Below are 19,380 nucleotides of genomic sequence, written 5' to 3' on the forward strand. Positions count from 1 at the left end.
TTGTGCGAGTCGCCATTGTGAGCGAAAGCTTCCTCCCCACTGTCAACGGCGTCACCAACAGCGTGCTGAAGGTGCTCGACTATTTGAGCGCCGAAGGTCACGAGGCGATTGTGATTTGTCCATCGGCTGGCGCCCCCAAGACCTACGCGGGATTCACAGTGCACGCGGTACCCGCACTGGCTTATCGGCAGTTTCCTGTTGGCCTGCCCAACCCGCAAGTTCACAAGTTGATCGCCGACTTTCGCCCCGATGTGGTTCACGCCGCTGCTCCCTTTCTTCTCGGCGCTCAAGCTATTTCGTCGGCGAATCGCCTCGGCATCCCCGCAGTAGCGATTTTTCAGACGGATGTCGCGGGCTACGCTCGCCGTCACCACCTCGGTCAGGCGACCAAGCTGGCCTGGCGCATCGTGCGTTGGATCCACGATGGTGCTGAGCTCACGCTTGCCCCGTCGAGCACCGCAATGACGGATCTGCGGGCCATCGGCCTCACGAAGCTTGAACGCTGGGGTCGCGGCGTCGACCTCGCGATGTATCACCCCGCCAAGAAGCTCTCGCCGGCGACGGCGAAGCTGCGCAAGCGCCTCTCCCCCAATGGCGAAATCGTCGTTGGGTATGTGGGACGCATCGCTCCCGAGAAACAGGTGGAGCGGCTGCGAGCGCTTCGGGGCCTCACCGGGGTGCGCGTTGCGATCGTCGGAGACGGTTCATCGGTACCTCTGGTTAAGAAGGAGCTCGCCGGCATCCCCGTGACGTGGCTGGGCAAGTTGGGTGGCGAGGATTTGGCCACGGCCTATGCCGCCTTCGATATTTTTGCGCACACGGGAACTGAAGAGACCTTTGGCCAAACTTTGCAGGAAGCACATTCGGCAGGTTTGCCCGTAGTGGCGCCCCGCGCTGGCGGCCCCATTGATTTGATTGACCACGGAATTGACGGCTTCCTCTTTGAGGCCGACAACGAAGATCAATTGCGTGCCTATATAGAGGCGCTCGCCATTGATCCGGCGCTTCGAGCTCGCATGGCTGAGGCCGGGCGGCGCACTGTTCTCGGAAAGTCGTGGAGCGGCGTCTGCGGCGAACTTGTTCAGCACTACGAAGCGACGATTGCTGCTGCATCCGCACCGGTTCCTCGGTAGGTAGCTGCACACTGTGCCCACAGTGACTTGACTTAGAGTGCGCTCTAGGAACAAGCATGGGTGGCACGATGACAACAACGAACGAACGAGTACTCACCATCGGCGAGGTTGCCGAGGCGACCGGCGTCACCGATCACACGCTTCGCTACTACGAGAAAGCAGGACTTCTTGTGGTTCCCCGCCTCGCGAACGGTCAGCGGCGTTACCGCGAAATGGATGTCAAGGCCGTCGAGTTCATCGGCCATCTTCGCCGCACCGGGATGCCCATCCGCACCATTCGGGAGTATGCCGATCTGGTGCGCAGCGGCAAAGACACCGCAGCGGAGCGGATGCGCTTGCTCGAGCAGCACCGCGAAAATGTCATTCGTGACCTGGCCGAACAACAGAAGCACCTCGACGGGATCACACTGAAAATCGAATGGTACCGAGCGGCGATGGATCAGCGCGAAAATTCCGGGGCTCAGTTCTCAGAATCTTTGGCGTCAACGGCGATTGCGCCCTAGATTCAGCGCTTCGCTGGCAACACGGCTCGTTAACTTTCACAATATTCTCGAAAACATTCCGGATATCTCGCTATTTAGGGTCGACTGGGAAGCGAGGGCCTTCACGCGGGAATAGAATGAGAGAGTCCGCCTGTGCGGACACTCATCGGTCGCGGTGGACGCGACCCCACACCGCAAGGAGGGTCCTCGTGCCAGAGAAGTCGGCGAGTAACCTAGTGGCGGAGCCGCAGTCGCCGCCCAAGATTCGCTCACCCAAGAGACCTGCTGGCACCCTGTACCGGGGTAAAGAGGGCATGTGGTCGTGGGTGTTGCACCGTATTACCGGTGTTGCTATCTACTTCTTCCTCCTCGTGCACATTCTCGACACCGCCCTCGTGCGTGTGAGTCCTGAGGCCTACAACGCGGTGATCGACACCTACAAGACGCCCCTCATGGGACTTGGCGAGATAGCCCTCGTCGCGGCGATCGCATTCCACGCCTTCAATGGACTGCGCATCATCCTGATCGACTTTTGGGCGTTCGGTGCCAAGCACCAGCGCACCATGTTCTGGGTTGTCATTGGTCTCTGGGTGGTTCTGCTTGCCGCGTTCATCCCCCGCCAGCTAATGCACATCTTCGGAGGTTGAGCATGAGTCTCATCGAAGCCCCCCGCACCCCTACCCGTGGCCACCGCACCGGTGGAATCAACTGGGAAAAATGGGGATGGATCTACATGCGCGCTTCTGGCGTCGTGCTGATCGTTCTGATCTTCGGCCACCTCTTCGTCAACCTTGTTGCCGGCGAGGGTGTCAAAGCCATCGACTTCGCGTTCGTCGGCGGAAAGCTCGCTGACCCGTTCTGGATTGTGTGGGACGGCCTCATGCTGTGGCTCGCGCTCATCCACGGCGGCAACGGAATGCGCACGCTCGTGAACGACTATGCAACCAACCCCAAGGTGCGCAAGGTTCTCTTGATCGGAATTGCCGCATCCACGGTCATCCTGATCATTCTGGGAACGCTCGTGATCACTACCTTTGACCCCTGCCCAGCCGGAGCTGACCCAGCTCTGCTCCCCAGCTTCTGTGAGGCATCTTAATTGGCAACGATTAACACCGGCGACATCGCCGACGGAACCGTTATTGACGGAATCCATTACCACCAGTTCGACATCGTCATTGTGGGCGCCGGTGGCGCTGGCATGCGAGCCGCAATCGAAGCCGGCCCGCACGCCAAGACCGCTGTAATCTCCAAGCTCTACCCCACGCGTTCGCACACTGGTGCAGCGCAGGGTGGCATGGCTGCGGCCCTCGCCAACGTCGAAGAAGACAACTGGGAATGGCACACCTACGACACCGTCAAGGGTGGCGACTACCTTGTCGACCAAGACGCGGCAGAGATTCTCGCCAAAGAGGCCATCGACGCCGTTGTAGACCTCGAGAACATGGGTCTTCCGTTCAACCGCACCGAAGACGGCAAGATCGACCAGCGTCGCTTTGGTGGCCACACTCGCGAGCACGGCAAGGCTCCGGTTCGCCGCGCCTGCTACGCCGCTGACCGCACCGGTCACATGATCCTTCAGACGTTGTACCAAAACTGCGTCAAGCTCGGCATCAACTTCTTCAACGAGTTCTATGTTCTCGACCTGGTCATGACCGAGGTCGATGGCGTTGACGAACCGTCTGGCGTTGTTGCCTACGAGCTCGCTACCGGCGAGCTCCACGTGTTCCAGTCGAAGGCGATCATCTTCGCTACCGGTGGATTCGGCAAGATCTTCAAGACGACATCCAACGCTCACACCCTCACCGGTGATGGCGTCGGAATCATCTGGCGCAAGGGCCTTCCGTTGGAGGACATGGAGTTCTTCCAGTTCCACCCCACCGGGTTGGCTGGCCTCGGCATCCTCCTCTCCGAAGCTGCCCGTGGAGAGGGCGCGATTCTGCGCAACTCCGAGGGCGAGCGCTTCATGGAGCGCTACACGCCGACGCTCAAGGACCTCGCGCCGCGTGACATCGTTGCGCGCTCGATGGCCACTGAGATTCGTGAAGGCCGTGGAGCTGGTCCCGACAAGGACTACCTGTTCCTCGACATCACTCACCTCGAGCCGGCCGTCATTGACGAGAAGCTGCCTGACATCACCGAGTTCGCTCGCACCTACCTGGGCGTCGAGCCGTACACCGAGCCCGTTCCCGTGCTGCCGACCGCGCACTACGCGATGGGTGGTATTCCCACCAACGTTCAGGCCGAAGTGCTGCGCAACAACACGGATGTCGTCAAGGGGCTCTACGCCGCTGGCGAGTGTGCGTGCGTTTCCGTTCACGGTTCTAACCGTTTGGGAACCAACTCGCTGCTCGACATCAACGTCTTCGGAAAGCGTGCCGGAAAGGCAGCCGTCGAGTACGTCAAGACTGCTGAGTTCGTGCCGCTGCCCGAGAACCCTGCCGGGGGCGTCAAGAACATCCTCGACATGGTTCGTGCCGGCGATGGCACCGAGCGTATTGCCGTCATCCGCAAGGAACTGCAGGTCTCGATGGACCGCAACGCGCAGATCTTCCGCACCGATGAAAGCCTCGAAGAGGTAACCAAGCTCATCCAAACGTTGCGCGCTCGCTACAAGAACATTCGCCTCGACGACAAGGGCAAGCGGTTCAACACTGACCTGCTCGAAGCCGTAGAGCTTGGCTTCCTGCTCGACCTCGCTGAAGTACTCGTGTTCTCGGCTCGGTCTCGCAAGGAAAGCCGTGGCGGCCACATGCGTGAGGACTACCCCAACCGTGACGACGAGAACTTCCTCGTGCACACCATGGCGTACCTCACGGGCGACCCAGAATCAGAAGAGGCGGGTGACCACATCCGTCTCGACTGGAAGCCGGTAGTGATCACTAACTACCCGCCAATGGAAAGAAAGTACTAATGAGCACTGCCGTCGCTGATAACAAGCCTGCCGCAGCAGAGGTCGTTCCGACCTTCACTGCGACGCTCATGATTCGTCGTTTCGACCCCGAGGTGGATGAAGAACCGCGCTGGGAAGACTTCGACGTTGAGCTGTACGAGACCGACCGTATTCTCGATGCTCTTCACAAGATCAAGTGGGAGATGGATGGGTCGCTGACCTTCCGTCGCTCCTGCGCGCACGGTGTTTGTGGTTCGGATGCGATGCGCATCAACGGCCGCAACCGCCTGGCCTGCAAGACCCTGATCAAGGACCTCGACATTTCGAAGCCGATCTACGTGGAGGCCATCAAGGGGCTCCCCTTGGAGAAGGACTTGATCGTCGATATGGAGCCGTTCTTCGACTCCTTCAAAGAGGTCAACCCGTTCCTCATGGCCGGTCCCGTCAAGGGCGGCAAAGAGCGCAAGCAAAGCCCTGTGGAGCGCGCCCGCTTCGACGACACCACCAAGTGCATCCTGTGCGCTGCGTGCACCTCGAGCTGCCCCGTGTTCTGGACTGACGGACAGTACTTCGGTCCTGCCGCCATCGTGAACGCGCACCGCTTCATCTTTGACTCGCGCGATGAGGGTGCTGGCGTTCGCCTCGACATCCTCAACGACAAAGAGGGCGTGTGGCGTTGCCGCACCACCTTCAACTGCACCGACGCGTGCCCCCGTGGCATCCAAGTCACTCAGGCAATCGCTGAAGTGAAGCAGGCCATCATCAAGGGCAAGCCGTAACCACGCTTTCGCTCAACACAAGATCGCCCCTAGCGCTACCGAGGTAGCGACAGGGGCGATTTGTTTGTGTGCGTCCGTCACCCACGGCGAACGCCCACTGTAGGCATTCGGGTTGCCTAATGAAAGAGACTGGTCTTCGCTCACATTATGACGAGAAGATTCGGCAAACACCCCCGAACTGGGGTTTAGCTCAGGAGGCGAACGTTGATGCCTTGGTTGTTTCCCGACGACAGTTGAAGCGGCTTGATGAGATCGTTGATGAGGCCATCGACCGTGCCGAGGAGGCCCCCGAGCAGACCGCCAGTGCCAACGAGGCCACCCAAATACCCGCGGTCAACGGTCTGAACCAAGTCAAGAGATGACAGCCCGCCGGGGATGCCCGTGACGTTGAGCGCAAAGGTACCGTCGCTTGACACGGTAGTCGTCGCGTAAACGAGCCCAGCCGCCTGCAACGACAGATGCGCGCCGGGAGTGGCAGTACCGACGAGATTGAGGTTGACATCCGCACCCACAACGCCGCCAGGGGCCGTGTGGCCTTCGGGGGCTGCTCCTCCCGTAACGGTGCCGACGACCGAGTCGACGAGTCCTCCGACAGCGTCGCCAACAGAACCGACGAGACCACCAGTGCCGCTGGCGATGCCGTCGGTGTCGGTGGCAGCGTCAATAGACGGGACTGTAGGAATCGTGATGTCGCTGGGATCAGTGCGGGAGCCACCGAGATTGTCGCTCACTCCCGAGTTTGTGACGTCGGCATTGTTCTGGCCAGGGGAGGTGTCACTCGTCGTCGTGCCTTCTGCACTTGTCGAGTCTGGCGCCGTCGGGCCGAGCACAACGAGCGAACCCGTCAAAGCCACCGCCGCAGCAAGCGTGCCAGCGACCGCGACAGGAAGCGCACCCGCGCTAGCACCACCCACAGCGACCGCACTGCCGGCACCCGCAAGATGAGTGCTGGCAACGACGGCTGCTGGCATAGCCGGTGCTGCAGCTGCGGTGAGGGACGCTGCACCGCCCTGCCCGAAGGCGCTGAGGAAACCGCCACCGGCAACGCCGCCCAGCAGCATCGGGATCATCACGAGTGCTAGGCGTGAACCAACCTCATCGACCTCTTCGCACACGATCGCGCAACGAGTGCACGAGGCAAGGTGCGCTTCGATACGCGTAGTGTCTCTGCCGCTGAGGCTTTTGCGAGCATGCTCGCCAAACTTTGACATCGCCCACTGGCATTCGCCGGATGCCGTTGCATCGTTGATATGAGCCTGCAACCAGGCTTTGCGAAGGCCTTCACGCGCGCGGTACGACAGCGCAGCGACGCCGTTAGGGCTCATCCCGAGTAGTGGCGCCACCTCATGAGGGTCCATGCCTTCAACTTCGGTGTACCAGAGCACTGACTGCCAGCGTTCCGGAAGTTCACGGAAGGCTTTGGCCGTGAGCGAGTGGTCGAGTGCGACCGCAATGGGGTCGTCGAGAGTCTTGGGATCTTCAAAGTCGGCGATCTCATCCACTTGCACTTCGCGGGAGGCTGCGCCCCACGTCGACGCGAGGTTGCGGATGGTCGTGTAGAGGTAGGGGCGGAAAGCGCCCTGTGGGCCGCCCCCCGCCAGCACACGCTGGTAAATACGCGCGAACGACTCAGACACGAGATCGTCCGCGTCTATCGACGTGTACTGACGGGCGACACATATTCCCGAGCGGTAGTGGCGACTCCAGAGCTCGGCAAAGGCGTTTTGTACCCCCGTACGCGCCTGTGCCAGTAGCTGCTCGTCCGAAGTGGTTAGCTTCGGTGCCACGATTCCGCTCATCCCCCTGATCCATTTCCCGGGCCTCTCTTTGTCCCTTGTGGGCGAAGATTTTAGAAACAAAACCTTCTTACCCAAAGAGACTGATGAACCCGTTCTCTATGACGCAGACTATCGAAAGTTCTCAGAAATTTGTGCCCCCCTTAGGGGGGAACAGCTCATTCTGTCCCGAATGATCAAGCGTTATAGCCAGTTTCAGAGTAGCGCTGACGAGTTCACCAACACCGCCGCTAGTAGACCACCTGCACTGGATGGAAGCACTCTCTCGGGCGCACGACAGTCAACGGAGAATTCGTCCCGATTGGGAGCTCCCCCGCAACCGCGCGAACCACTTTTGCTGGTCAGGCTGGCAAATCACTCGCGCTGGCAGCGCTAACCGTGGGAGAGTTTTGTACCCCGATTATTCGAGACGAGGTTTTTGAGAAGAGTTCAGCTCTAAACGTGCACACTCCCAGTTCATGCGAGATAGACGTTTTAGCTGGACCACTTTCATGCTGGTGGAGATGCCGAAAGCCACAGGGTGCGCCCCCACCGCAGTTACGGCCACACCGGTACATGGTCGAAAAAGTTTGTGCACACCGCACACCGAGCCCTGCGACTGCCGGTTAACGACGTAGCGCCACGATTCCCGAAGGAATCGTGGCGCTACGAACGAGTTATTCGAGCGAGCTAGGCAGCGTTCGCCGCAGCTTCACGAGCGGTCGGTCCGGTGGTCGCGTTGATGGCGGCCGCGGCGCGAGCCTTGGCCTGTTCGAGCGTGACCGTCAGAAGCTCGGCGCGCACGTCGGCGAGCGCCGCGGGCGTCATCGAGAGGCTTGTTACTCCCAGACCGACAAGGACGATGGCCAGTTGCGGATCTGCGGCCGCTTCACCACAGACTCCGACAGGCTTGCCCGCTGCGGCTCCCGCGTCTCCGAGCATTTTCACCATGCGGAGCACGGCAGGGTGCCACGGGTCTTGGAACTTAGCGAGGGTGCCGAGCATCCGGTCCGCAGCCAGCGTGTACTGCGTGAGGTCGTTGGAGCCGATCGAGACGAAGTCGCTGCGTTCTGCGACCTGGTCGGCGAGCACGGCGAGCGAGGGAACCTCGGCCATGACACCGACGGTGTTAAGACCAAGCTCGCGACCAAGGGAGACGAAGTAGTCGGTCTCTTCGGCATCCGACACCATCGGCGCCATCACCCAGAGGTCGGCGTCGGTCGCGTTCTGAGCGTTGACGAGTGCGGTCAGCTGGTCACGAAGGATGTTCTCGTTGACACGAAGCGAACGAAGCCCGCGCTGGCCGAGGGCGGGATTTACTTCTTCGCCCATGTCCATAAAGCTCAGGGGCTTGTCGGCACCAGCATCGAGCGCGCGAACGACAACCTTCTTGCCCGGGAAATGCTGCAACATCTCGGTATATTCCTTGGTTTGCTCTTCAACCGTGGGGGCCGAAGTGGCATCGAGGAACATGAGCTCGGTGCGGAAGAGGCCGACTCCTTCAGCGCCGAGTTCGACAGCCTGCGCGGCCTCAGACGGAGTGCCGAGGTTGGCGAGCAAAGGAACGAGAGTTCCGTCAGCGAGAGCTCCATCAGTGATGGGAGCGTTTGCTGCGGCAGCGAGCTCGGCGATGCGGGCTTCTGCTGCGGAGACTTGCTCAGCGGTTGGTTCTGTCGTGATCATGCCAGCACCGGCATCCACGATCACCAGAGTGTCATCGGCAAGGTCGAGTGCTTCTGCGACGCCCATGATGGCGGGAATCGCCTTAGAGCGAGCAAGGATCGCGGTGTGGCTCGTCGGACCACCCTGGCGGGTGACGAGAGCGAGAACCTTGTCGAGCTCAAGCAGCGCTGTGTCAGCCGGAGCGAGGTCATCGGCAACGAGCACGAACGGCTCATCGCGCTGCGGAACGCCCGGGGCTTCAACGCCACGCAAGCGAGCGACTACACGCTGGCTCACGTCACTGAGGTCGGTAGCTCGTTCGGCCATCATTCCGCCGAGCGAGATCAACATCTCGCGGAACGAAGCAAAGGCCTCGAACACGGCGCGCTCAGCAGCTTTGCCACCGTCGATCAGTTCGTTGACGCTGTCAAGAATCGAGGGGTCTTCAGCCATGAGGGCTGTAGCGGTGAGAACCTCGTTGGCTTCGGCATCCGCTTTTTCTGCGCGGGCGCGCAGGTCAGCAGCCACAAAAGTGAGTGCGGATGCTGCCGCTTCTTTCTCTGCTGCAGCATCGCCGGAATGGCGAGCATCTTTCGGCTCCGGAAGGGGGTCGGGCATTCGCACGACTTTTCCGACAGCAACCGATCGTCCGACTCCAACACCCTGAAGTTCCATGTGATCTGACCTCTCCTCTGAGTTACGCACAGACAGCCTAGCTATTCTTAATGGATGAAGCTTGCGCAACGACTGAAACCGGCCATTGAGTGGGTACTCCAGCTACGCCCCGTGCGTGTGTTTATGCACTACACCGACAAGCTAGGGCCGCTTCTTGCTTTCGGCCTCTCCTATCAGGCGATCTTTGCTGTCTTCGCCGCGATCTGGGTTGGCTTCGCCGTGGCGGGGTTCATCGTGCAGGGCGATCCCGTGTTGCTCGATGCGGTCTACAACTTCATTTCCACGAACATCCCTGGCCTCATCGGTGACGGGAGCGGCAACGGCGCCATTAGCCGGGAAACCCTCGCCGACACCAGCATCCTGGGCATCACCGGTGTGATTGCTGCCTTTGGTTTGGCGTTTACCGCTCTGGGCTGGATCGCCTCCGGCCGCAGTGCCGTTCGTTCCATGTTTGGCCTCGAGAGTTCAGAGACGAACTTTCTTATTTTGAAGCTGAAGGATGTCGGGCTGGCGATTGGCTTCGGCCTTGCCGTTCTGCTGTCGGCTGCGATGTCTGTCGTGAGCTCTGCCGCCCTGAACTGGGTTCTCGGCCTCGTGTCGATCGATGAAGACTCCGATGTCGCGATCATTGCCACTCGCGGCGTCGCCCTTGTGATTGTGCTGATTCTCGACACCGCCACTCTCGCCGTGTTCTATCGCATAGTTTCCGGCATCAAGATCCCCTTCCGTGTGCTCGCTCAGGGAACGATCATTGCGGCCGTAGCGCTTGGTGCGCTGAAGTTTGGTGGTGGGTTCCTGCTGGAAGGTGCCACTCGCAACCCGCTGTTGGCATCCTTCGCCGTGATTATCGGTTTGCTGATCTGGTTCAACTTGATCTGCCAAATCATTCTCATCGGTTCGGCGTGGATTGCCGTCTCCGCCGATGACGCTGACCTCGACATCAGCGGCGAGAAGCGTGACGCCGAGGCGCCGCGGGCCGTGGCAGCGACGAAGGCCGCCGATGACGCGAAAGCGAACAAGACCGTTAAAGCCGAGCGCAAGGCACAGCGTCAGGCCAGCCGCACACCGCAGGCAACTCCCGAGGAGCAGAGCGAACTCGACAAGGCCAACGAAGTGAAGTTCAAGCGCACCTTCAAACGGATGATGAAGCGCAACAGCAAGAGGTAGCTGACGGTCACCACAGGGTCAGTGGCGCTCGGTAGTCTTGAGGCATGGCAACACGTCTTCGCATCGCATCCGTCAACGTCAATGGTGTTCGCGCCGCCTACCGCAAGGGCATGGGCGATTGGCTGGATGCTCGGGAGATCGACATTCTGGCGCTGCAAGAGGTTCGCGCCGCCGACGCCGACATCGAAGGGCTGCTCGGCGATGGCTGGAACATCCTGCACGACGCTGCGACAGCTAAGGGCCGCGCGGGAGTCGCGCTGGCCTCACGCAAGGGTTCGGCGGCATCCGCCCCTCTTGCTCATCGCGTTGCACTGGGCGCCGACGATTTCGATAGCGCCGGGCGTTGGCTCGAAGCCGACTTTGACGTCAACGGCACGACCGTCACCGTCGTCAGCACCTACGTTCACTCGGGCGTTGTTGATACCCCGAAGCAAGTAGAGAAGTACAAGTTCTTAGAGGCCATGCTCGTGCGCCTGCCCGAGCTTGCCGCCCACAGCAACCACGCCCTTATCGTCGGCGACCTCAACGTCGGTCACCGCGAACTCGACATCAAGAACTGGCGCGGCAACCGCAAAAAGGCCGGCTTCCTGCTCGAAGAGCGCGCCTACTTCGACCGCTTCTTCGGCGCGTCCGGCGAGACCATCGAATGCGTTGATGGCACGACCGCGCCCGGCCTCGGTTGGGTGGATGTCGGCCGCCAGTTCGCCGGTGAAGTTGACGGCCCGTACACCTGGTGGTCGCAGCGCGGTCAAGCTTTCGACACCGATACTGGTTGGCGTATCGACTACCACGTCGCCACCCCCGCGCTTGCGGCCACCGTTGCGGATTACCGCATCGACAAGGCCGGCGCCTGGGATGAGCGCTGGAGCGATCACGCTCCCGTCGTTGTTGACTATTCAATCTGAAAGAATTAGCCCATGAGCACCACACCTCGCCTGTTTTCAGGCATGCAGCCCTCTGCCGATTCGCTCCACGTAGGCAACTACATTGGGGCGCTCCTGCAGTGGCGCGAGATGCAAGAGAACTACGACGCAGTCTTCTGCGTAGTAGACATGCACGCCATCACCGTTCCGCAGGAACCCGCGTTGCTGCGCGCTCAAACTCGTCGCACGGCCGCGCAATACATTGCCGGCGGCATCGACCCTGAGCACTCGGTGTTGTTCGTGCAGTCGCAGGTTCCGGCGCACGCCGAGCTCGCCTGGGTGCTCAACAGCATCACCGGTTTCGGTGAAGCTTCGCGAATGACCCAGTTCAAAGACAAGTCAGCCAAGCAGGGATCGGATGCCGCCTCCGTTGGCCTCTTCACCTACCCGGTGCTGATGGCCGCCGACATCCTGCTTTACGACACCGCCATTGTCCCGGTGGGCGAAGATCAGCGTCAGCACATCGAGCTCACCCGTGACCTCGCCACCCGCTTCAATTCGCGATTCGGCGACACCTTTGTGATGCCCGAACCGCAGATTCAGAAGGCCACGGCCAAGATTTACGACCTGCAGAACCCCGAGTCGAAGATGAGCAAGTCAGCGACGACCGATTCCGGAGTGCTGTGGTTGCTTGACGAGCCCTCCAAGACGGCAAAGAAGATCAAATCTGCCGTGACGGATGCCGACCGCGAGATTCGTTTCGACCGCGGGGCAAAGCCGGGCGTCTCGAATCTGCTCACGCTGCACTCCACGTTTAGTGGAACATCCGTGGCCGATCTCGAAGCGCAGTTCGAAGGCAAGGGTTATGGCGATCTCAAGAAAGAGGTTGCCGAGGTGGTGGTGTCGGAGTTCGCGCCCGTGCGCGAGCGCACGCTTGAACTGCTTGCCGACCCGGCCGAGCTTGACCGCATGCTCAGCAAAAATGCTGAACGTGCCAACGAAATGGCCCAAAAGACGCTTGACCGCGTCTACGACCGAATCGGCTTCCTGCCGCGGGTGCGCTAATGAAAACTTTTACTCTCACAAGCGAACGTCTCACTCTCGACGCCCTCACCGGTGACGATGCTGAGTTAATGACCGCCTACTGCCAAGACCCAATCTTTGAGCACACGCTCACCATCCCCTGGCCGTACGTGAAGTCGGATGCCGAATTCTTCATCAACAACCTCGTGGCGCAGTGGTGGGAAGACGACGACGAGTACACCTGGGCGATCCGCGAAACAGGTAAGCCCGAGCTGCTCGGCGTCATCAGCTTTCGCCTTTACAACGACACCATCGGCTACTGGATGGGCGAACCCCACCGCGGTAAAGGCCTCATGAAAGAAGCTGTCGCGGAGGTCTGCCGCTGGGTCTTCTCTACTGGTCGCCCCGAAGTGCGGTGGGAAGCCCTCGTGGGGAACAAGGCCTCTGCTGCGATCGCGAAGAGCCTCGGCTTCATCTACACCGGCATCGAGCCCGCCTCGAGCGAATACCGCGGCGGCACGCATCCGCCATCGTGGTGGGCAACGCTCACCGCACCGGACGAGAACCCCACCTATGAGGTCGAATCCGGCCAGCCGTGGCCGGTCTAGCGCTGGCTTCGGTCGCTTTATGAGCATCACCGTCGCCCTCTTTGACCTTGACGACACCCTGTTTGCCCACCGGGCATCCGTGGATCTCGGCATTCGCAACCACCGACGCTCGCTCGGCGCTGCGTTCGCTGCGGGGCCGACCAGCGACGGCAGCACGGTGTGGCCTGACGACGCCAGTGAAAGCCTGCGCTGGACTGCGCTCGAAGAACATCATTATCACCGCTACCTCGGCGGCGAATTGACCTTCGAAGGGCAACGGCAAGCTCGCGCCCGCGGCTTCGTCGAGCCCTACGGCGTGACCCTCACCGATGCCGAATCCAGCCTCTGGTTCGACACCTACTTCGAGGCGTACCGCGACGCCTGGCACCTGCACGACGATGCCCTGGCTTGTCTCGACTCGCTGGAGGCCCGCTCCCCTGCCACCCGCCTCGGCATCATCACCAACGGCGAGCTCGACTTTCAAACGCGCAAGGTGGAGACAGTTGATCTCACCCACCGGGTTGAGCACCTCGTCGCCAGCGGCGAATTCGGGCACACCAAACCCGACCCGCGCATCTTTCACCACACCTGCGAACTCTTCGGCATTGAACCCGCCAACGCGGTCTACATCGGCGACCGGCTAGCGACGGATGCGCTGGGAGCTGCGAACGCCGGGCTCACCGGAGTGTGGCTCGACCGCGAGCGCAGCGCAACCTCCGACCAGCTTGACGAAGCTCGGGCGGCTGGCGTCAGCGTCATCCACGCGCTTGATGAATTGGTGGCGCTGCTCGACTAGAGCATCTTCATAGCTCCGTAACAAACTGAGAGGTTGGGGCGGGAATAGTTTGCGGCGAAACGCGTTGAGTAGACTAAGCAAAGCAAAATGTGCTCCGGGGCTCGGTGAGAATCCGAACCGGCGGTTATAGTCCGCGACCCGCGCCGAAGTGAAAACTTCGAAACGGTTGACCTGGTGAAACTCCGGGACCGACGGTAATGAGATCGCATGATCTCTCAGTCCGGATAAGAGGAAGCACGAGCTGAACCATCTAGCGTGCCCATATTCTGGGCGAACTCGATAGTTCAGTGGGTTTTTGGAACCCATTTTCCCGGAGCGCGTCCCATGAGACGAGAGCCCGGATGACCACACCAGAACAGCAGGCACAGCTGGAGAAGCTGATGCGCCATGCGCTGTCGTTGGCGAGCCACGGGCCAATCACGGGCGGCAACCCTCAAGTGGGTTGCGTGCTTGTCGATGCTGCCGGCGAGATTGTGGCTGAAGGGTGGCACCATGGCGCTGGCACTCCGCACGCTGAAGTAGATGCTCTCGCCAAGCTTGGAGGAAACGCCGCGGGCCTCACCGCCGTCGTCACCCTTGAGCCCTGCAACCACCACGGCCGCACCGGCCCCTGCGCTCAAGCCCTGCTCGATGCTGGCGTGAGCCGCGTCGTGTACGCGGTGCCTGATCCTGGGCCGAACTCCGGTGGCGGCGCCGAGCGCCTCCGCGCTGGTGGCGTCGAAGTGATCGCTGGCATCGCTCAGGCCGAGGCCGAAGAGTTTTTGCACTCGTGGCTGACCGCCGCTCGACTGCAGCGTCCGCACGTGACGGTGAAGTGGGCATCCACCCTCGACGGTCGTGCCGCGGCCGCCGATGGCACGAGCCAGTGGATCACCGGCACCGCCGCCCGCCAGCACGTGCACGAGCAGCGGGCGCGCGCCGATGCGATTGTCGTGGGCACGGGCACAGTGCTCGCCGATGACCCGAGCCTGACCGCGCGGGGAGACGCCGGCGAACTGCTCGAGTGGCAGCCGCAGCCGGTAGTGCTCGGCCGGCGCGAGATTCCGGCGGACGCACAACTGCGCCAGCACCCCGAGAAACTGCGTCAGATCGACGGCAGCGACCTCAACGCCGCACTGAGCGAACTCTTTGAGGCGGGCATCCGTCGCGTCTTCGTTGAAGGTGGACCGACTATCGCGAGCGCCTTCATTGCTACGGGGCTTGCGGATGAACTGCTCATCTACCTCGCCCCGAAACTGTTGGGCGGCCCGAAGGTCGCGCTCGGCGAGCTCGGGGTAACGACCATGGCTGAGGCGAAAGACCTCAGCATCACTGAACTTCGCCCGCTGGGCAACGACGTGCTGATTGTCGCCCGCCCGGCGGCGAGCACGAAAGCAGCCGCCCAGCCGGCAGCACAGCACACGGCAACAGAGCCAACGGTCGCCCCGGCGACAGAGACGGACGCGTAACCATGTTTACCGGAATCATTGAAGAGCTCGGCGACGTCGTCGAATTCGCCGCAACCGACGATGGCGCGCGCCTCACCGTGCGTGCTCCGCAGGCGGTGTCGGATGCCGGTCACGGCGACTCGATCAGCGTCAGCGGCGTGTGCCTCACCGTCGTCGATCAGGGCCCGGACTGGTTCACGGCTGACGTCATGGGCGTCACCCTCGACATGAGCACGCTCGGCTCGCTCGCCGCCGGCGCACGGGTCAACATCGAGCGCGCCATGCAGGTCGGCGATCGGCTTGGCGGCCACATCGTGCAGGGCCACATCGATGGCACGAGCAGCGTGCTGAGCGTCACCGATGAAGGCAGTTGGAGCATCCTGCGCTTCAACCTCACCGAAGAGCTTGCCCCGCTCGTCGCCCGCAAGGGTTCGATTGCGGTGCACGGCGTCTCGCTCACGGTGAGTGCTGTGGGCCGCGACTGGTTCGAGGTCTCGTTGATTCCCGAAACCCTCACCGCAACAACGTTGGGAGCGCTCGCTGTGGGCGACTCCGTCAACATCGAAACCGACATCCTGGCGCGCCATGTGGCCCGGATGGCCGAGTTCACCGACGCACCCGTGCGTCACGAAAGGACCGAGTCATGAGCCTCGCCACAATCCCCGATGCCATTGAGGCGATCCGCGCTGGCCGCCCCGTCATCGTCGCCGACGATGAGGGCCGCGAGAACGAGGGCGATGTCATCATCTCCGCCGAGCTCGCCAGCCAAGAATGGATCGCGTGGATGGTTCGCCACTCCTCTGGCTTCATTTGCGCTCCGATGACCAACGAGATCGCTGACGCACTGGCACTTCCGCCGATGGTTGCCGTGAACGAAGACCCCCGCGGCACCGCCTACACCGTGTCGGTGGATGCCGCTGCGCGTCTCAGCACCGGCATCAGCGCCTCTGACCGCGCCCACACTCTGCGCGTGCTCGCCGATCCGCTCTCGATGCCCTCGAGCCTGCACCGCCCCGGCCACATCATGCCGCTGCGTGCTGTCGATGGTGGCGTGCGTGAGCGCGATGGTCACACCGAAGCATCCGTCGATCTGATGAAGCTTGCCGGTCTTCGCCCCGTTGCAGCGATTTCGGAGATCGTGCATGACTCGGGCGAGATGATGCGACTGCCCGAACTGATCGAGTTTGGCGCGCGCGAAGGCGTTCTCGTCATCACGATTCTGGATCTCATGCGCTGGCTCGAAGAGAACCGCTGCGACACCATCCCGGCTCCGATCGAGCCAATCCCCGAGATGAGCCGGGTGACGTTCGAGGTCGAAACCACGATCCCGACCGTGCACGGCTCGTTCACGGTTCGTGCGTACCGCGACAACTCGACCGGTGCCGATCATGTTGCTTTCATTGCGCCGGGAACGCTCGATCACACCGGCAACGGCCCCACCCTGGTGCGTGTGCACTCGGAGTGCCTCACCGGGGAAGCGTTCGGCTCGCTCAAGTGCGAGTGCGGCCCTCAACTCGATTCTGCGCTCGAGACCATCCAACGCGATGGTGGCGCCGTGATTTACCTGCGCGGCCACGAAGGCCGTGGTATCGGGCTCATCAACAAGCTGCGGGCCTACCGCCTGCAAGAAGATGGCCTCGACACCCTCGACGCGAATCTGGCCCTGGGCCTGCCTGCTGATTCCCGCGACTATGGGGCCGCTGTCGGCATCCTCAAGGATCTCGGCATCTCGTCGGTCAGCCTGCTGAGCAATAACCCCGAGAAGAAGCGTCAGCTCGAAGAACGTGGCGTGATTGTCGGCGATCTCGTGCCGCTCGTTGTGGGCGTCGGCGCCAGCAATGAGGGTTACCTCGAAACCAAGCGTGACCGCATGGGTCACCAACTCCCCACCACCGCCGTGCTCGACGAAGCACGACTTACCGCGAAAGGCCTCTGATGAGTGGCGCAGGATCCCCCGAAATCGTTACCGATGCAACCGGCCTCGAGGTCACGATCATCGCCGGTCAATGGCATGAGGTCATCACTAACGGCCTGCTTGCCGGCGCCCACCGCGCCCTCGCCGCAGCAAACGCTGAGGTGACTGAGGTGCGGGTTCCCGGCAGCTTCGAGCTGCCCGTCGCGAGCAAGGCAGCCCTGGATGCTGGGGCGGATGCCGTTGTTGCTCTCGGCGTCATCATCCGTGGTGGAACACCCCACTTTGAATACGTGTCGGATGCCGCCACCAGCGGCCTCACGCAAGTGTCAATCCTGACCGGCAAACCGGTGGGCTTTGGCGTGCTCACCCTCGACGACGAACAGCAGGGCCTCGATCGTGCCGGGCTAGAAGGCTCAAAAGAGGACAAGGGTGAAGAAGCCGCCAACGCTGCCATCGCGACCGCGGTGTTGTTGCGGCAACTGCGCGGGGAGTAGCTTCTGGGCGGGCGGCTAGGGTGAAACTTTTTCAGCAACCCTAGCCAGCCAGCGGAAACTCGCCTTAGGCTGGCGGCATGCGAAACTCACAACGAATGACGCACACTGCTCGATCCCTGGGGATTCTGGCGATTCTCAGCCTCGCGATTGCGGTCTCCGGGTGCACGCCCGGAAGCCCCACGGACGCAGATTCCACCGCGACGCCGACGTTCATCCCGGATGAGGCGAGCGCATCAGCTTCGGCGGATCCCACGAGCGATCCGATCGAAAGCACGGCTCCCGGCAGCGAAGTTGCCTTTCAGATGCACGACAAGTACACGAAGTACGAAGACGGCCCCGGCGTAGTCATCATCGTTGGCCAAGCGGTGACGGGAGTGTTTCGCCCGGGTGATGGACTAGAGCTACTGGGCGGCGGCCCCGACACTGGCACCGTAATTCTCGAAATAAGGCAGGGCGCGCCTAGCGTGGCCGTCGACTCCCTTCCTGCAGGCGAATTCGGCGAATTCCTCGTTACCGGCTCCCTCGACGACTTCGACTTCATCGAGGAGTTCGTGAGGCCGACGGAGTAGTTCGGGTGGCGGCCCCTCGGCGGCTCCCCCGCCCTCACGCTTGCTACCCACTGAAATTGATGAAAGCTTTAGTACTCGAGGGCGAGGCAGACCGGGCGCACCTCCCGGATGCCTAGTTCTGCGGCGTACAACTAAGGGGATTTTTTGAAGAAGAGTGAGGCGTGGGGAATTTGTGGAATCGTAACCGGCGCGGTGTTCATATTGGTCGCCGGCCTCCTCACGATTCAAGCGTCGGGACTTGCGGCCGGCGCGCAGTATGACCTCAACAATTCTCTTGCTTCGATCATTACTCCACGCGTTCCGTACCTCATGATGGGAGCCCTCGCGGTGCTGAGTGCCGCGGTTGTCTTTACCCTTACCGTGGCCATGCGAAACCGTTCCGCGGTCTCGCGGATGGCATTCACGAGCGGTTTTGGCGCCGCGACACTGCTCCTCATCATTGCGTCTTTCGCCTTCGCTGCCACCGGCATGACGCCGGAAACCCCCATGATTGGCGTAGCGCCGGGATGGCAAGGCTGGCTGAATCGGGGAGGGAGCAGCTCCGCCGTTCATCTAGTACTTCTTCTGTCAGTTGGCTTGCTATGGCTGCACTCAAAAAGCCCCAAGCCCACACATCGTGACGCAACAGCGTCAATGCCCAGGCCCATTAACATCCCGCTGAGAAGTGCAGCCTGGGGCATCTACGGGATGTTGCTCGGAGTGGTGTTCGTCTTCGTCATCGGCATGCTGAGCGCTCAGGTTGTAGCCCGAAAGTTGGGCGCAATTCTCGATCTCAACAACATGGTGACGGCAGTTTCCTCAGCCACCGTGCCATTCCTGCCGATGATTGCGATCGCTGTGCTGAGCACCATTGTGACGTTCTTACTGACCGTGGCGGCGAAAAACAGGCTCAGACGATTCCGGGTGGCATTAGTGGTGGGGTTCAGCTCCGCGACAATCCTGCTGCTTTCTGCTTCGTTCCTACTTGGTCCGTTGAGGGGACCGAAGGTTGGCGCGTCGATAGGGATCGAACCAGGGTGGGTCGGCTGGTTGGCTGAGGGCAGCATTAATTCCGCTGTGCCTGTGGTCTTGCTTATCGCGGTTGGATCGCTGTGGTGGTACTCGAACTCCGCGAAGACCACTCCCGACCACTAGCCGCTTCAC

At 61.5% G+C, this 19,380-nt stretch carries 19 protein-coding genes and 1 riboswitch; of the genes, 17 read left to right on the forward strand and 2 right to left on the reverse strand.

The genetic code is table 11. The features are described 5' to 3' along the window. The first annotated feature begins 2 nt into the window (after positions 1–2). The 6 genes from I6E51_RS11475 (at position 3) to I6E51_RS11500 (ending at position 5,284) form a co-directional block, all read left to right on the forward strand. Positions 3–1,133, forward strand: coding sequence for a glycosyltransferase family 1 protein (locus I6E51_RS11475; RefSeq protein ID WP_197110385.1), 1,131 nt, complete (start codon positions 3–5; stop codon positions 1,131–1,133). A 68-nt stretch (positions 1,134–1,201) separates the two neighbouring features. Then, entirely contained in the window at positions 1,202–1,636 is a 435-nt protein-coding gene (locus tag I6E51_RS11480; protein ID WP_197107791.1) for a MerR family transcriptional regulator, read from the forward strand. Between the two features lie 188 nt (positions 1,637–1,824). Then, on the forward strand, positions 1,825–2,262 hold the full coding sequence (sdhC, locus tag I6E51_RS11485; protein ID WP_197107793.1) for a succinate dehydrogenase, cytochrome b556 subunit: 438 nt from the start codon (positions 1,825–1,827) through the stop codon (positions 2,260–2,262). 2 nt (positions 2,263–2,264) lie between these two features. After that, positions 2,265–2,711 carry a succinate dehydrogenase hydrophobic membrane anchor subunit gene (locus I6E51_RS11490; protein ID WP_197107795.1) on the forward strand — a complete coding sequence of 149 codons (447 nt, stop codon included), beginning with the start codon at positions 2,265–2,267 and terminating at the stop codon, positions 2,709–2,711. Next, a complete protein-coding gene (gene sdhA, locus I6E51_RS11495; protein ID WP_197107797.1) occupies positions 2,712–4,526 on the forward strand; it encodes a succinate dehydrogenase flavoprotein subunit in 1,815 nt (604 codons plus the stop codon). Beyond that, positions 4,526–5,284 carry a succinate dehydrogenase iron-sulfur subunit gene (locus I6E51_RS11500; RefSeq protein ID WP_197107799.1) on the forward strand — a complete coding sequence of 253 codons (759 nt, stop codon included), beginning with the start codon at positions 4,526–4,528 and terminating at the stop codon, positions 5,282–5,284. The genes sdhA and I6E51_RS11500 overlap by 1 nt, the downstream gene beginning before the upstream one ends. Positions 5,285–5,469: 185 nt before the next feature. On the opposite strand, the gene I6E51_RS11505 is transcribed toward I6E51_RS11500, so the two are convergent. Together I6E51_RS11505 and ptsP are read right to left on the reverse strand one after the other, a co-directional pair. After that, complete coding sequence (locus tag I6E51_RS11505) at positions 5,470–7,083, reverse strand: sigma-70 family RNA polymerase sigma factor (protein ID WP_197110386.1); 1,614 nt, start codon at positions 7,081–7,083, stop codon at positions 5,470–5,472. 666 nt (positions 7,084–7,749) lie between these two features. Then, positions 7,750–9,396 (reverse strand): phosphoenolpyruvate--protein phosphotransferase, encoded by a 1,647-nt coding sequence (ptsP, locus tag I6E51_RS11510; RefSeq protein WP_197107803.1) that lies wholly within the window; start codon positions 9,394–9,396, stop codon positions 7,750–7,752. Between the two features lie 54 nt (positions 9,397–9,450). Here ptsP and I6E51_RS11515 point away from each other — a divergent pair, with 54 nt between their 5' ends. The 11 genes from I6E51_RS11515 (at position 9,451) to I6E51_RS11565 (ending at position 19,371) form a co-directional block, all read left to right on the forward strand. Beyond that, complete coding sequence (locus I6E51_RS11515) at positions 9,451–10,563, forward strand: YihY/virulence factor BrkB family protein (RefSeq protein ID WP_197110387.1); 1,113 nt, start codon at positions 9,451–9,453, stop codon at positions 10,561–10,563. Positions 10,564–10,607: 44 nt separating this feature from the next. Continuing rightward, a complete protein-coding gene (locus I6E51_RS11520; protein WP_197107814.1) occupies positions 10,608–11,468 on the forward strand; it encodes an exodeoxyribonuclease III in 861 nt (286 codons plus the stop codon). Between the two features lie 12 nt (positions 11,469–11,480). After that, the gene (gene trpS / locus I6E51_RS11525) at positions 11,481–12,491 is read left to right on the forward strand and encodes a tryptophan--tRNA ligase (RefSeq protein ID WP_197110388.1); all 1,011 of its coding nucleotides are present in this window, start codon (positions 11,481–11,483) and stop codon (positions 12,489–12,491) included. Further along, positions 12,491–13,057: a GNAT family N-acetyltransferase gene (locus I6E51_RS11530; protein ID WP_197110389.1), complete on the forward strand. Its 567-nt coding sequence runs from the start codon at positions 12,491–12,493 to the stop codon at positions 13,055–13,057. Before trpS ends, I6E51_RS11530 begins: the two co-directional genes overlap by 1 nt. 19 nt (positions 13,058–13,076) lie before the next feature. Further along, complete coding sequence (locus tag I6E51_RS11535; protein ID WP_197110390.1) at positions 13,077–13,832, forward strand: HAD family hydrolase; 756 nt, start codon at positions 13,077–13,079, stop codon at positions 13,830–13,832. A gap of 87 nt (positions 13,833–13,919) precedes the next feature. Beyond that, positions 13,920–14,072: riboswitch (FMN riboswitch) on the forward strand. 101 nt (positions 14,073–14,173) lie between these two features. Further along, positions 14,174–15,280 carry a bifunctional diaminohydroxyphosphoribosylaminopyrimidine deaminase/5-amino-6-(5-phosphoribosylamino)uracil reductase RibD gene (gene ribD, locus I6E51_RS11540; protein WP_197110391.1) on the forward strand — a complete coding sequence of 369 codons (1,107 nt, stop codon included), beginning with the start codon at positions 14,174–14,176 and terminating at the stop codon, positions 15,278–15,280. A 2-nt stretch (positions 15,281–15,282) separates the two neighbouring features. Next, the gene (locus I6E51_RS11545; RefSeq protein ID WP_197110392.1) at positions 15,283–15,906 is read left to right on the forward strand and encodes a riboflavin synthase; all 624 of its coding nucleotides are present in this window, start codon (positions 15,283–15,285) and stop codon (positions 15,904–15,906) included. Next, the gene (gene ribB, locus I6E51_RS11550; RefSeq protein ID WP_197110393.1) at positions 15,903–17,195 is read left to right on the forward strand and encodes a 3,4-dihydroxy-2-butanone-4-phosphate synthase; all 1,293 of its coding nucleotides are present in this window, start codon (positions 15,903–15,905) and stop codon (positions 17,193–17,195) included. Before I6E51_RS11545 ends, ribB begins: the two co-directional genes overlap by 4 nt. Then, positions 17,195–17,668: a 6,7-dimethyl-8-ribityllumazine synthase gene (ribH, locus tag I6E51_RS11555; RefSeq protein ID WP_197110394.1), complete on the forward strand. Its 474-nt coding sequence runs from the start codon at positions 17,195–17,197 to the stop codon at positions 17,666–17,668. The genes ribB and ribH overlap by 1 nt, the downstream gene beginning before the upstream one ends. A gap of 77 nt (positions 17,669–17,745) precedes the next feature. After that, a complete protein-coding gene (locus tag I6E51_RS11560) occupies positions 17,746–18,237 on the forward strand; it encodes a hypothetical protein (RefSeq protein ID WP_197110395.1) in 492 nt (163 codons plus the stop codon). A 144-nt stretch (positions 18,238–18,381) separates the two neighbouring features. Further along, the gene (locus I6E51_RS11565) at positions 18,382–19,371 is read left to right on the forward strand and encodes a hypothetical protein (RefSeq protein WP_197110396.1); all 990 of its coding nucleotides are present in this window, start codon (positions 18,382–18,384) and stop codon (positions 19,369–19,371) included. Positions 19,372–19,380 lie beyond the last annotated feature (9 nt).

Source organism: Salinibacterium sp. NSLL17 (assembly GCF_015864935.1).
Taxonomy (GTDB): domain Bacteria; phylum Actinomycetota; class Actinomycetes; order Actinomycetales; family Microbacteriaceae; genus Rhodoglobus.